This is a genomic window from Streptomyces boncukensis (assembly GCF_011045075.1).
In the GTDB taxonomy this organism is placed as follows: Bacteria; Actinomycetota; Actinomycetes; order Streptomycetales; family Streptomycetaceae; genus Streptomyces; species Streptomyces boncukensis.
This window is the reverse complement of the sequence record NZ_JAAKZZ010000023.1, coordinates 19698-32252: the sequence shown is the minus strand read 5'-3', so window position 1 is coordinate 32252 and position 12555 is coordinate 19698. Positions and strand designations below refer to the sequence as shown.

The 12555-nt window shown below is 73.4% G+C and carries 9 protein-coding genes; 1 reads left to right on the top strand and 8 read right to left on the bottom strand.

The features are described 5' to 3' along the window. The 5 genes from G5C65_RS04275 to G5C65_RS04255 form a co-directional block, all read right to left on the bottom strand. Positions 1 to 689 (bottom strand): HAD-IA family hydrolase (locus tag G5C65_RS04275; protein ID WP_165297243.1); only part of this gene is annotated, 689 nt, incomplete at its 3' end. Then, positions 686 to 1849 carry a Gfo/Idh/MocA family protein gene (locus tag G5C65_RS04270; protein WP_165297242.1) on the bottom strand — a complete coding sequence of 388 codons (1164 nt, stop codon included), beginning with the start codon at positions 1847 to 1849 and terminating at the stop codon, positions 686 to 688. The genes G5C65_RS04270 and G5C65_RS04275, both read right to left, overlap by 4 nt. A gap of 9 nt (positions 1850 to 1858) precedes the next feature. Further along, positions 1859 to 4228: a 5-histidylcysteine sulfoxide synthase gene (gene ovoA / locus G5C65_RS04265; protein ID WP_165297241.1), complete on the bottom strand. Its 2370-nt coding sequence runs from the start codon at positions 4226 to 4228 to the stop codon at positions 1859 to 1861. Between the two features lie 65 nt (positions 4229 to 4293). After that, positions 4294 to 5139, bottom strand: coding sequence for an ATP phosphoribosyltransferase (hisG, locus tag G5C65_RS04260; protein ID WP_165297240.1), 846 nt, complete (start codon positions 5137 to 5139; stop codon positions 4294 to 4296). 34 nt (positions 5140 to 5173) lie between these two features. Further along, the gene (locus tag G5C65_RS04255; RefSeq protein WP_420903277.1) at positions 5174 to 6322 is read right to left on the bottom strand and encodes an aminotransferase class I/II-fold pyridoxal phosphate-dependent enzyme; all 1149 of its coding nucleotides are present in this window, start codon (positions 6320 to 6322) and stop codon (positions 5174 to 5176) included. A 272-nt stretch (positions 6323 to 6594) separates the two neighbouring features. Here G5C65_RS04255 and G5C65_RS04250 point away from each other — a divergent pair, with 272 nt between their 5' ends. Continuing rightward, a complete protein-coding gene (locus G5C65_RS04250; RefSeq protein ID WP_165297238.1) occupies positions 6595 to 7026 on the top strand; it encodes a type II 3-dehydroquinate dehydratase in 432 nt (143 codons plus the stop codon). A 73-nt stretch (positions 7027 to 7099) separates the two neighbouring features. On the opposite strand, the gene G5C65_RS04245 is transcribed toward G5C65_RS04250, so the two are convergent. From G5C65_RS04245 to G5C65_RS04235, 3 genes are all read right to left on the bottom strand, one after another. Next, complete coding sequence (locus G5C65_RS04245) at positions 7100 to 8389, bottom strand: 3-deoxy-7-phosphoheptulonate synthase (RefSeq protein WP_420903276.1); 1290 nt, start codon at positions 8387 to 8389, stop codon at positions 7100 to 7102. A 133-nt stretch (positions 8390 to 8522) separates the two neighbouring features. Then, the gene (locus tag G5C65_RS04240; RefSeq protein ID WP_165297236.1) at positions 8523 to 11309 is read right to left on the bottom strand and encodes a helix-turn-helix transcriptional regulator; all 2787 of its coding nucleotides are present in this window, start codon (positions 11307 to 11309) and stop codon (positions 8523 to 8525) included. A 24-nt stretch (positions 11310 to 11333) separates the two neighbouring features. Continuing rightward, complete coding sequence (locus tag G5C65_RS04235; protein ID WP_338146224.1) at positions 11334 to 12527, bottom strand: multidrug effflux MFS transporter; 1194 nt, start codon at positions 12525 to 12527, stop codon at positions 11334 to 11336. Positions 12528 to 12555: the final 28 nt, after the last annotated feature.

Here is a 12555-nt window from a genome sequence, read left to right as displayed (position 1 = left end):
GGATAGGGGGCGGGGAGCAGGGTCAGGAGTTCGCGGGGCCGGTCCAGCACAGCGTCCGGGTCCGCGGCCAGCAGCGCGGCCTGGTCGTCGATGGCCCAGGTCGCGCCGACGGCGTCGACGCCGGCGCCCCGCGCGGCGCGGACGTCGGTGGCGGCGTCCCCGATCATCATCGCCTCCTCGGGCGGCGTGCCGAGCCGTTCGAGCGCGCGGAGGACGATGTCGGGCGCGGGCTTCGGGCGCGGGACCTCGTCGGAGCCGATCACCGCGTCGAAGGCGGGGAGCAGCCCGAGCAGGTCGAGCAGCGACCGGGCGCGGGGGCCGCTCTTGCCCGTGGCGACGGCCAGCCGCAGCCCGCGGGCGCGCAGTTCGGCCAGCAGCACGGGCACGCCGTCGCAGACGGGCACCTGGTGGGCCAGCCGCTGGCTCTCCCGTACGAAGGGGCCCTCCATCTCCGGCGGCAGACCCATGATGCGCATAATGTCGGGGAAATAGCGGCCCTGGTGTCTGCCGTACTCCTCGAACGGCGCGCGGCCGTCGCCGACAATTTCCGCGTAGGCGGTCGTGAACGCCTGCCGCATCACGTCGAAGCTGTCCACGATGACGCCGTCCAGATCGAAAACGACGGCCTGTTTCGAGGGTCCGTAGACGGACGTACGCGGTCCTGTTCTCTCCAGCAGGTCTTCGGTCATCGCTGGGGTTCCTTTCCTCCTCGCCGCCTTGCGGACTTCCCCGCCGGAACCGGTGGCCGCTCTTCGGCCGCCGGTTTCGACGCATAGCACCGGTGGATCGCGCCGATGACCGCACGGATCTCCGCCATGGCCGCGCCGCGGCTCGCGGGATCGGCCAGCAGGCCCGGCAGCGCGTCGAGCTGACGGACGTATTCCGCGCCGACCGGCTCCTCGGGAAGGGCGATCGCCTCGACGTCCCCGTTGCGCCGGACCGTCAGTTCCGGGCCCGCCTCCCGGTGGGGGCTGAAGCCGAACGTGCACCGCAGGCTGGCCACTCCCGCGCTGCCTTCCACCCGGATCGTCGTCGCGTCGTACCGCTCGTGCGAGGCCCAGCTCGCCAGCAGACTCACCGCGACGCCGCCGGAGGTCACCAGGAAGGCCCGCGCGGTGTCCTCGACGTCGGAGTGCCGCGCGGCGGCCCCGTCCCCGGCGCGCCACGCGGCCCGCCGTGCGCGGTCGTTCACGAAGTCGTCGGAGACCGACCCCGCCACCTGTGCGAAGTCCGGCTCGCCGAGCAGCGGCAGCGCCGTGTCCAGCAGATGCCAGCCGAGATCGACCAGCGCGCCGCCCCCGGCGAGGGCGCGCTGGGTGAACCACCCGGCGCCCACGGGCACTCCGCTCGCCCGGACCCAGGAGAGCCCGATGTGCCGCAGCCGCCCCAGGGACGCCGCCTGCTCGTGGAGCGCGGCGACATCGGCGCGGTACCGCGCCGCGCTGCCCGCCAGCAGGGTGCCGCCGCCGGCCGCCTCGGCGGCCGCGAGCTGCTCCGCCTCGGCCGGGGTCAGGCACACCGGCTTCTCCACGAACACCGCGAGGCCGCGGGCCAGCAGCCGGCAGGCGACCGGCGCGTGCAGATGGTTGGGCACCGCGACCACGACGAGGTCGACCGTCTCGGGCGTCAGCTCGTCGGGATCGCCGAGCACCCGGGGCGCCAGGCCGGTCTCAGCCGCCGCGGCCCGCGCCTCGGGCGCCGGGTCGACGGCGGCGACCAGTTCGTAGGCGGCGTGCCGGGACAGCCGGGGCAGCCAGATCGACCTGCCCGCCCAGCCCATGCCGACGACGGCGACGCGAGTCGGCCGCCGCGGCACGGACCCGGAGGGGGACTTCGTCGAAGTGGGCATGCTCACGGCCTACCGCTTGCGCCACAGGGAGACGTCCGCCTGGAACGTCTCGTAGTGGCGCCGGTGGTTGCGCAGCACGCCGGGCTCGTCGGACTCGGCGACCAGCTCGAAGGCGCCCGACACCAGCGCGCGCAGCTCCTGCTCGCTCGACGGCCCGTCCGGGGCTCCGCCGATCCACTGCGCCGGGTCCGCGTACCCGGGCTGCCACGACCACGGGCTCGTGACCAGCAGCAGTCCCCCGGGCCGCAGCAGGCTGTGGTCCCCGGCGAGCTGCCGCAGGCACGCCCTGGGATCGCCCACACGGTCCAGCAGATTCGCGAGGATCACCGCGTCGAACGCGCCGAGGTCCCCCGGCAGCGCGGCGGCGTCGGCCACCCGGAACTCCACGTTCGCGTCGGCCGCCGGGCTCGGCGCGCGGGCCGCCAGCGAGGTCGTGGCGGCGCCCTGGTCCGGCCGGTCGTAGCGCAGCTGCTCCCCCTCGGCGAGCCGGCGCGCTGCCGCGATGAACGAGGCGCTGCTGTCCACGCCGACGACGTCGCAGCCGACGTCGGCCGCCAGCCGCAGGCTCACGCCTCCCACGGCGCATCCGAGGTCGAGCACCCGGTCGAGCCGGGCGCCGGCGCGGGCCGCCTCCCGGGCGAGCAGTGCCGCGAGCCGCTGGGGGAACCCGTACGCGGCACCGAGGTAGTGGTCCTTGCGGTCGAAGGTGTCCTCGCGCGAGCCGTAGTGCAGGAGCAGATAGCTGTCCAGCAGCGCCTTCGTGGCGTAGCGGCCGGCGCCCGCGTCCGCGCCGGCGGCGGGGGTCTCGGGCACGGACGGGCTGACGATCCGCAGCCCCGACTGCTGCAGGAAGTGCGGCCGGAAGTGGAACCGGGCCCAGATGCTCGCCTCGTCGCCGGTGCTGATGAACGCGCCGCCGAGGATCATCTGGTGCTCGCCGTCGAAGCACGGTGTGCTGAAGTCCTCGTAGTACGGGTGCACATCGAAGCCGTCCAGGGCGTGCGCGACGTCCTCGCACCACTGCCAGAGGTTGCCCGCCGTGTCGTGTACGCCGCTGGGGCCGGCCGGCGACTGGTCCACCGGGCTCTCCGAGCCCAGTGCCAGGTTGAGGTTGACCCCGTCGTCGAGGAACTGCGCCCCGCTGCGGTGCAGCACGGGGTCGTCCGCCGCTGCCGGGCGGGCGGGCAGCCCGCGCAGCCGCCGGAACTCCGCCTCGGTCGGCAGCCGGTAGGACCGGCCGTCCTCCCGTCCGCGCCAGGCACAGTACGCCTTCGCCTCGTGGTAGTTCACGCACACGGGCCAGTCCCACGGCATGTCGAGCTCTTCGAAGATCGTGCGCAGCCGGTAGCGGTGCAGGCCGCTCGGCCCGTCCGGCTCCCAGAACCTGGGGTGCTTGGCGTTGCGGAACTGCCGCCAGCCCCAGCCTTCCTCGCTCCAGTAGCCGGGGGTGCGGTAGCCGCCGTCCTGTACGAAGCGGTAGAACTCGCCGTTGCTGATCAGGTACCGGGAGGCCGCGAAGCCGGCGACGTCGACGGCCTTCTCGCCGTACTCGTTGTCCCAGCCGTAGGACGGGAACGACCGCGGCTTGCCGATGATCGCGGTGCCGCCGGCGACCTGCACCATCGCGTTCTGCGGAACCGCGGCCGGAACCGGGGCGTTGTCGGGCGTGGTGCGGCGGCGCGGAGCCGCGGCCGGCCACGCCGCGTGCCGTTCGACCAGCCGCCGGGGCAGCTCGCGGATCAGCACCGAACTCGTCTCCAGGTGGATCCGGTCGTGCTCGAAGCCCATGAACAGCGCCCATGCCTGGTCGCCGTCGGTGACCGGGCGCCCGAGGTCCGGCGCGAACGGGGTGTCCTCGATGATCCCGCGCACGAGGCCGTACACCACGGCGCGGTAGGCGTGCACCCGGGCCACCGAGGGCCACGTCATCTCGTTCTTCGACATGTCGTCCCACGACATCTCGTCGACGCCGGTCTCCAGGATGTCTTCGAGATACGCGTCGACCGGGCCGGAGAGCAGGCCGGCCACGCGCAGCTTGTTGACGTAGAGGGCGGCCGGGTGGCCGTAGTAGAAGATCATCGGGTGCCGCAGCCCGTGCGACGGCGGGCGGTAGAACGCCTCGGCGGTCTGCAGCCCGGCGAACAGCGTCTCCTGCAGGGTCCAGGAGTTGTCGAAGTAGTCGAGCACCGCGGCGCGGTCGCACACGGACAGGTCCGGCATCGGCAAGGACGTGACCGTGCCGTCCTCCGTGATGCCCGGGCACTCCCCGCGCAGCGGCTGCTTTCCGGTGAACCACCAGGAGCCGCGCGGGCCGCTCAGGCGGTCGTCGGCGTGCTCGCGGACGTTCTCTTCCCAGGTCTGGACCATTATCTCGGTCATGTTCCAACCTCTCCTCATGAGGCGACTGTCAGAGGCGACGGCCAGGGGACGGTCAGGGGGGACGGTCACAGGCGGCAGAAGCGGATGTCCGAGGCGAGGACGGCCCTCGCGCCGATCGTGGAGACCTCGTCCATCACCTGGTTGGCCTCGCCGCGGCGCACCATCGCGCGCACCCCGGTCCACCCGGGGTCGGCCAGCGGCGCGACCGTCGGCGCCTGGAGGCCGGGCGTTGCCTTGAGCGCCTGCTCCAGGACGTCGCGCGGGCAGTCGTAGTCGAGCATCACGTACTGCTGCGCCAGCACGACGCCGCGCAGGCGTTCCACCAGCCGGGACTCCTCGGGCGGCCGGGGCAGCCCGCGGCGGCGGACCAGCACGGCCTCGCTCACGCAGATCGGCTCGCCGACCGGCACCAGGCCGTGCTGCCGCAGCGTCGAGCCGGAGCTGACGACATCGGCGACGGCTTCCGCGACACCGAGCTGGACGGCGGTCTCCACGGCCCCCTCCAGCCGGATCACCTCCGCCGACAGGTTTCTCGCCGCCAGGTCGTCGGCGACGAGCCGGGGATAGGAGGTGGCGAGGCGGCAGCCCGCCAGACCGGTGACCGAGGTCCCCCGGCCGGCGGGTACGGCATAGCGGAACGTCGAACCCCCGAATCCGAGGGACAGTTCCTCCTCCACCGGGGAGCCCGAGTCCAGGGCGAGGTCCCGCCCCGTGACCCCGAGGTCGAGCCGCCCCTCCCCGACGTACACCGCGATGTCGCGGGGGCGCAGAAAGAAGAACTCGACGTCGTTGGCCTCGTCCAGCACCACCAGGTCCCGCCGGTCGTGACGCTGCCGGTAGCCGGCCTCGCGCAACATGGCGCAGGCGGGCTCGGACAGCGCTCCCTTGTTCGGGACGGCTACGCGCAGCATCGGAATCCGTCTCCCTCGGCTCCAGTGCGGGCCGTCAGCGGCCCAGTTCGTCGGCGACGATCTCCGCGATCTCGTGCATGTTCCGCTCGGTGCCCAGCAGCGTGCGGTGGTGCAGCCAGACGCAGTCCGCGCTGATCGCCTCGGTGTTCGGGCACGTGGCGGCCACCTGGTCGACCGACATCTGCGGCGCACCGCGCTCCCAGAAGCCCGCCGACCGGTAGATCGCGCGGAAGCCGGCGAACGCGGGCAGTCCGCGGTCCACCAGGCGGTCGACGAGGGCGTTGCGTTCCCGCTCGCTGCTGCCGGGGACCCGGAACATCGCCATGTAGTGCGGGTTCCGGGTGCACCGCGGGTCGACCTCCTGCGGTACGACCCGGTCGATCCCGCTCAGCAGCCCGGCCAGCAGCGGCCACCGCTGCTCGCGCAGGTCGATCTGCTCCTCCAGCCGGTCGAGCTGCGCCCGCAGCACCGCGGCGGAGAACTCGTTCATGCGGTAGTTCGACCCGGTCGTCATATGGAAGTAGTGCCGGTCGGTGGGCGGGCGGCCGCAGCTGTGGCGCAGGAACGCGTCCTCGTACTGCTCGCGGTCGGGGAAGGTGATCGCGCCGCCCTCGCCCGCCGTCATGAGCTTGCCGTTCTGGAAGCTGAACGCGGCGACGGAGCCCAGCTCGCCGACCCGCTTTCCGCTCCACCGCGCGCCGTGCGCGTGCGCCGCGTCCTGGAGGAGGTGCACCTGCGCGTCGTCCGCCAGCTTCGCCAGGCCGTCCATGTCGGCGATCGCGCCGGCCATGTGCACCGGCATGATCGCCTTCGTCCGCCCGGTCACCGCCTCGGCGGCGGCGGTCACGTCGATGTTGTAGGTGTGCGGATCCACGTCGACCGGAACCGCGACGGCGCCGAGGCGCTGGGCGGCCTGCGAGGACGAGATGAAGGTGAAGGCCGGCACGATCACCTCGGTGCCCGGACCGACGCCGAGCAGCTCCAGGGCGAGTTCGAGGGCGTGGGTGCCGGTGGTGACCGCCAGCGCCTGCCCGGCCCCGTGGTGCGCGGCGAACTCGCGCTCGAAGGCGTCGACCTCGTCGCCCGGGATGCGCCACCAGGCTCCCTGTCCGAGCACGCGCTCCAGCCCCGCGCGCTCCCGCCCGTCGAATTGCGGCCACGCCGGGAATTCGGGTTTCGACACCGAACTCTTCTCCATTGCTTACCGTCTCCTCGGCTCTGCACGGCGTATGCGTCCGCGCTTGTCTCGGGGGTCCATCGAAAACCTTTCTGCGTACTGTGCCGAAGGTACCCACGGCGCCTTTCGACCAGAAACCCCCTGCGTCCCCTAGGACCCCCCGTATATCCGCCTCCGGCGTCCGGTTCCCGCATTTTCCGCATGCTAGGGTCGGCCGACGGCTTCCTACCGCAAGGGGTTTCCCGTCTCCCCGAACCCAAGAAAGCGGTGACATTCCGATGAACGAGCTGCTGCTGCTGAACGGCCCCAACCTCGGCATTCTCGGCCGCCGGGAACCTGAGATATACGGCACCGAGACGCTGTCCGACGTCGCCGCCGCCGTCCAGCGGGAAGTCGAAGGACACGGGTGGCAGGTCCGCTCGATCCAGCACGAGGGCGAGGGAGACCTCATCCGCGCGGTGCACGAGGGCGACGACACCGTGTGCGCGATCGTCAATCCGGGCGCGCTGATGGTCGCCGGCTGGGGCCTGCGGGACGCGCTGGCGAGCTATCCGCGGCCGTGGATCGAGGTCCACATCTCCAATGTGTGGGCGCGGGAGGCGTTCCGGCACGAATCGGTGCTGGCGCCGCTGGCCAGCGGGGTCATCGTCGGTCTCGGCACGCTCGGCTACCGCGTTGCCGCCAGGGCGCTGCTGGACGTGGCCGGCTGACCCGCGCGAAGAGGAGGGCCGGTCCGCGCGCGCCGGAGCGCACGGGCCGGCCCCCGCGGTGCGGGCAGCGGGCTCATCGGGCGCCGGCGGCGCTCCCCGGCCGCGCCGCCAGGGCGCGGCCGGCGAGCGCCGCCAGCTCGACGGCCTGCCGGGAGTTCAGCCGGGGGTCGCACGCCGTCTCATACCGGCCGCCGATCTCCGCATCAGAGATTCCCCGCGCGCCTCCGACGCATTCGGTCACATCGCTCCCGCTGAATTCGATGTGCAGACCGCCCGGATGGCTGCCCAACGCATGGTGCACCTCGAAGAACCCCTGCATTTCATTCACGATCCTGTCGAAATGCCGGGTCTTGTAGCCCGCGGCCGACTCATAGGTGTTGCCGTGCATCGGGTCGCACTGCCAGACCACCCGCTGCCCCGACTTCCGAACCGCCTCGACCATGGCGGGCAGCACGTCCCGCACCTTTTCGTCGCCCATGCGGCTGATCAGCGTGACCCGTCCGGGCTCGTTTCCCGGGTTCAGCCGCTCCGCGTATTCGACGACCTGGCCGGGCGCGGCCCCAGGGCCGATCTTGATGCCTATCGGATTCGCCAGCAGCTCCGCGAACGCGACATGGGCGCCGTCGAGCCTCCGCGTGCGCTCGCCGATCCACAGGAAGTGGCCGGACAGGCCGTACAGCTTCGGCGTCCCGGAGCTCTCGTCCAGGCGCGCCAGTCCCCTCTCGTAGGGCAGGAGCAGCGCCTCGTGGCTGACGAACGGCCCCCAGTTGCCGCCGTGCCGGCCGGAGGCGCCGGCGCGCAGCGCGCGCACCACGTTCAGGGTGCCGGCGGCGTAGGCGTAGGCGCGGAGCATGCGCCGGGGGTCGGGCCTGCGCGCCCGCGGCGCCGGCCGCGCCGAGTTGACGATGTCCCCGCGGTAGGCAGGCAGCCCCAGCGCGTCGGTCGGGCTCGAACGCGGCTTCGCGTACTGGCCCGCCAGCCGGGCGACGGTCAGCACCGGCAGGCCGCCGCGGCGGGCGAGCGCGTCGGCCATCCGCTCCAGCGTCTCGATGCCGGCGCGTACGCCCGGCTCGGTGGTGTCGGCGAAGGTCTCGGCGCAGTCGCCTCCCTGCACCAGGAAGGCGTCGCCCGCGGCGACCTGGGCCAGCCGGCCGCGCAGCAGGTCGACCTCCGCGGGCAGCGTGAGGGGCGGCAGCGTGCCGAGCTCCCGGCCGACCTCCTCGGCACGGGCCGGATCGGGCCATTCCGGTTGCTGTTCCGCTGGCAGCGAGAGCACGCTGTCGACCCGCCGCCGCCACGGCGCGGGAAGGGGCTGCCGCGGGGTGCGCCGTTCGGCGGGGGCGCCGGGCACTGCCTTGGTCACGGGACTCTCCTTCGTGGTTGGTGCGGGTCCGGTGGATCGTGCCGGGCAGGGGCTGCCCCGTGCGGCACGTCGCAGGGTGCGGCTTCGCCGCGGGGGACACGAGCCCCGCGCCTCTTCGGGGCGCGGTGGGGCGCTAGCGGGTGCCGACGCGCTCGCGGCCGGGTTCGGATGCGGGGGTGCGCCACAGCCCGACCGGCAGCTCCTGCCGCGAGCGCACATCGAGCTTGCGGTAGACCTTCGTCAGATGCTGTTCGACGGTGCTGTCCGTGACGAAGAGCCGGCCCGCGATCTCACGGTTCGTATAGCCCATGGCCGCGAGGGTCGCGACGCGCAGCTCGGAGCTGGTCAGCGTGGTCAGCCGGGCGTTGCTGACCGGCCGGGACTCCGCCACCTCGGCGTCGCCCGTCGCGGACAGCAGCTCCTGCGTCAGCGGCCGGGCGCCGCTCGCCTTGGCGAGGTAGAGGGCCCTGCGCAGCAGCATCCGGGCCCGCTGCCGTTCGCCCTCGGCTTCGTACGCCTGGCTGAGGTCGCCCAGCGCCCTGGCCTGTTCCAGGTGGTCGCCGGAGAGTTCCGCGACCTCGGCCGCCTCCGTCAGCAGCTGACGGCGCCGGCCGGGCGTGCTGGCGGCGGCGAGCAGCCGCAGGGACATCGCCCGCACTCGCCCGCGGCCGCGGAGCTTCGCGAGCTGGTCGTAGAGCAGGGACCGGGCCCGGTCGGGGTTCCGCAGCCGCAGCCAGGCTTCGGCCGCGCCGACCCGCCAGGGCACGAGCGTCGGATTGTCGACGGTCCAGGTGCCCATGATCTCCCCGCACGACATGAAGTCGGCCAGCGCGGCACGGGGGTGGTGGGTGGCCAGGTGGTAGCGCCCGCGCGCATACAGGTAGTGCAGGCCGTGGTGGCACTGGAACATCGAGTCGGGCACCGACCGGGCGAGCAGCGCAGCGGCCTCGCGCGTGTCGCCGGCCAGGGTGTTCGCCAGGATCACCGCGCCGAGCGCGATGCCGGCGCCGACGCCGAGCGGCAGCCGCTCCAGCGCCTCCTGGCCGTGCTGCCGGGCGCTGCCCAGATCGCCCTGCCGGACGGCGATCTCCGCCCGTACGCCGAGCAGAATCGCCCTCCGGCTCGTCGCCCCGCGCGCGGTGCTGGAGGCCAGCAGCCGGTCGCACCACTCGGCCGCTTCGGCGAGGCGGTTCGCGCTGACCAGCGCGAGCAGGGCGAGCTTCGCCGCCTCCTCGGCCCAGACCGAGTCGTTGCTCTCCGCCAGGTCGCCCAGCACCCGGGCGGCCTGCTCGGTGGCCCCGGCGGGCTCGCGCACGAGCAGCTCGGACAGTACCCCCGTGGCCCGCAGCCACGGGTCCATGTTCGGCGTCGTCGGGCCCTTGTGCCCCGTGCACAGCTCGGGGTGCGCGGCCAGGTCCGAGAGCTGCGGATAGGCGAACAGCAGCCAGCGCTCCACGTCGCACATCGCGGACGCGTCCTCGCAGGCCCGCTCGCCCGCGGACTCCCGCAGCACCGCCAGTGCCGTGCGCGCCTCGGGCAGCATCCCGTGCCACAGGAGCTGCCGGATCGATGCGATCGTCTCGCGCAGCGGCAGCTTCCCCGAGCCCGCCATGTCCGCGAGCTCCGGCAGGTGCCGCGCGGACAGCGGCGCGTTCGTGCGCCAGTCCGCCAGGGCGAGCCGGGCCCGGAGCACCGTCCTGCCCTGTTCGTCCGGGCAGCACGCGCAGGCCAGTTGCAGAATGGGCTCCACGAGCTCCCCGAGGTCGTCGCCGTGCGCCTGCTCCGATGCCTCGATGAGGATCGGCAGCTGCCACTGCTCCGCCCGCCCGGCCCGTACGAGGTAGCGGGCCACGGTGGTCGCGCCGGCGCCCTGCTCGTGTCGCAACCGGGCGGCGGCGCAGTACAGTTCCTCGCGCTCGCCCTGCGTCAGCTCCGCGAGGACGACCTGTGCCGCCACGGGGTGGCGCAGCCTGCCCCCGTCGAGCACGCCGGCGGACTGCAGCGCCTGCTGCCCGCGGGCGACCGCGAGCGTGTCGGCTCCGGTCAGCCGGGCGACGTCCTCGCCCGACACGGTTCCGCCGAGCGCCGCGACCGCGCGGGCGATCCCCAGCTCGGCCTCGCCGAGCCGGTGCAGGCAGCTCAGCAGTGCCTGAGCGTAGGCCCCGATCCGCTCGTCGGTCCCCGTCCTGCGGTCCTCGAACATCGCGGAGAGGAACCTCGGCACCCCTCCGCTGGCGGCGAGGTACTCCGCCGCGAGCCGGCGGGACGCCGTGTCCAGGGTGTGGGCGAGGAGCGCGGCCACTTCGTCCTCGTCGAACGGATCGACCCGCAGGGAGGCGCATTCGAGCTGCTGCGGCAGCTCCCACCCCGCCTGGTGCCCCGACCGGGCGGCACCCAGCTCGGGGCAGCGGGTCAGCACCGTGAAGATCCGGTGCCGGCGCACCTGCCTCACGAAGTGCAGCAGCCGGCGCAGGGATTCGGCGTCGGCGTGGTGCACGTCCTCCAGGATGAGCACCACCGGCCTGCTCCCGGCCAGTTCGCACACGGTCCGCCGGACCGGCTCAAGGGCTCCCAGCGGTACGGCGCCCGACGCTCCGTCGGCGGGGGCGCCGTCCGCGCCGCAGCTCGTGCACGGGGATCCGGCGGGCGGACCGTCGGAGCGCGGGAGGCCGCCCAGCAGCTGACGGGCGACGGAGTCCAGGAGATCGCCGTCGTCGGCATAGCACGCGGCGTCCAGCACCACGGCGTCCGGCTCCGGCAGGCTCGCGGCGAACGCGCGGGCCAGCGCGGTCTTGCCGGCGCCGAGGGTTCCCTCGACCAGCGCCATGCGGCCGTCGTGCTGCTGTGACTCGGTGAACAGCTTGCGCAGGTCGGCTAATTGGCTGTTCCGGGCGAGAAGTACGGTCGTCTGATCCTTCATGATACCCCCGTGGGATATTGCCGCTTATTCCGCGGCGCGGGCCGTGCGGGCGGACAGTCGCAGCGCCAGGCCGGCCAGCACGCTGCAGGCCGTCATACCGAGCACCATCGGCATGGCCGTGGCATCGCCGGCGACACCGATGAACGGCGCGACGAGTGCGGCCAGCCCGGTCTGCAGCGTCCCCAGCACGGCCGAGCCGGCTCCTGCCGACTCGGGCACCCGCGCCAGCGCCAGCGCCGTCGCGTTCGGGACGACGAGACCGAGCCCCGCGAAGAAAACCTCGGTCAGCACGAGGGCGACGAGCACCCCGAGGCGGCCGGACGCCATGACCGCGATGAGCGCCGCGGTCCCGGCGAGCATGGCCAGCAGGCCGACGCGCAGGAGGGCCTCCGGCCGGAAACGGTTCACCAGCGCCGAGTTGAGCGCGTTCACCCCGCTGACGGTCGCCGCAGCGGCGGCGAACGCCAGGGAGTTCTGCGCCACGCTCAGCCCCAGGACGTTCTGGTAGAAGAAGGACGACCCGCCGATGTAGGCGAACAGCGCGGCGTAGGACCACGCGAAGGCGAGCGTGTAGCCCAGGTAGGGGCCGTCCCTCGCGACGGCCAGCACCGGACTCACCTGCTTCGGGCCGCCCTTCCTCCGCCCCTTCCTCCGCCGCCGCTCTTTCGGCAGCGTCTCGGGTACCGCACGGAGCACACCGGCGAACATGAGGGCCGTAGCCGCGGTCAGCGCCCAGAACACCGTGCGCCAGCCGCCGGCGCCGACCAGTGCGCCACCCGCGAGGGGCGCGGCGATCGGTGCGACACCGGCGCAGGCGACCACGATGCTGAACAGCCGCGCGGCATCGCGTCCCGACGAGACGTCCGACACGACGGCCCGTGCGATGACCAGACCCGCTGCGGCGCTGAAGCCCTGCACGAACCGCAGCGCCACCAGCCATTCCAGGGTGGGGGCCAGCGCGCAGGCCGCCGTCGCCAGCGTCGCCGTCGCGGTGCCGCCGAGCAGCAGCCCGCGCCGTCCGTAGCGGTCGGAGGCGGGACCGAACACGAGCTGGCCCAGGGTCAGGCCCACCATGAAGGCGGTGAGCGTGAGCTGCACGCCCGAAGCCGACGTCGCCAGCTCCGCGGTCATCCGCGGAAACGCCGGCAGATACATATCGGTCGCGAGCGGGAGCACGAAGGACAGCAGGGCCAGCATCGCGACCAGCACGGCGGACACGCCCGGTGCCGTGCTCCTCCCGCCCGGC

Coding starts and splice junctions, on each gene's coding strand:
- G5C65_RS04240 (WP_165297236.1), bottom strand. CDS start 11,309: ATGAAGGATCAGACGACCGTACTTCTCGCCCGGAACAGCCAATTAGCC.
- hisG (WP_165297240.1), bottom strand. CDS start 5,139: ATGCTGCGCGTAGCCGTCCCGAACAAGGGAGCGCTGTCCGAGCCCGCC.
- ovoA (WP_165297241.1), bottom strand. CDS start 4,228: ATGACCGAGATAATGGTCCAGACCTGGGAAGAGAACGTCCGCGAGCAC.
- G5C65_RS04250 (WP_165297238.1), top strand. CDS start 6,595: ATGAACGAGCTGCTGCTGCTGAACGGCCCCAACCTCGGCATTCTCGGC.
- G5C65_RS04270 (WP_165297242.1), bottom strand. CDS start 1,849: ATGCCCACTTCGACGAAGTCCCCCTCCGGGTCCGTGCCGCGGCGGCCG.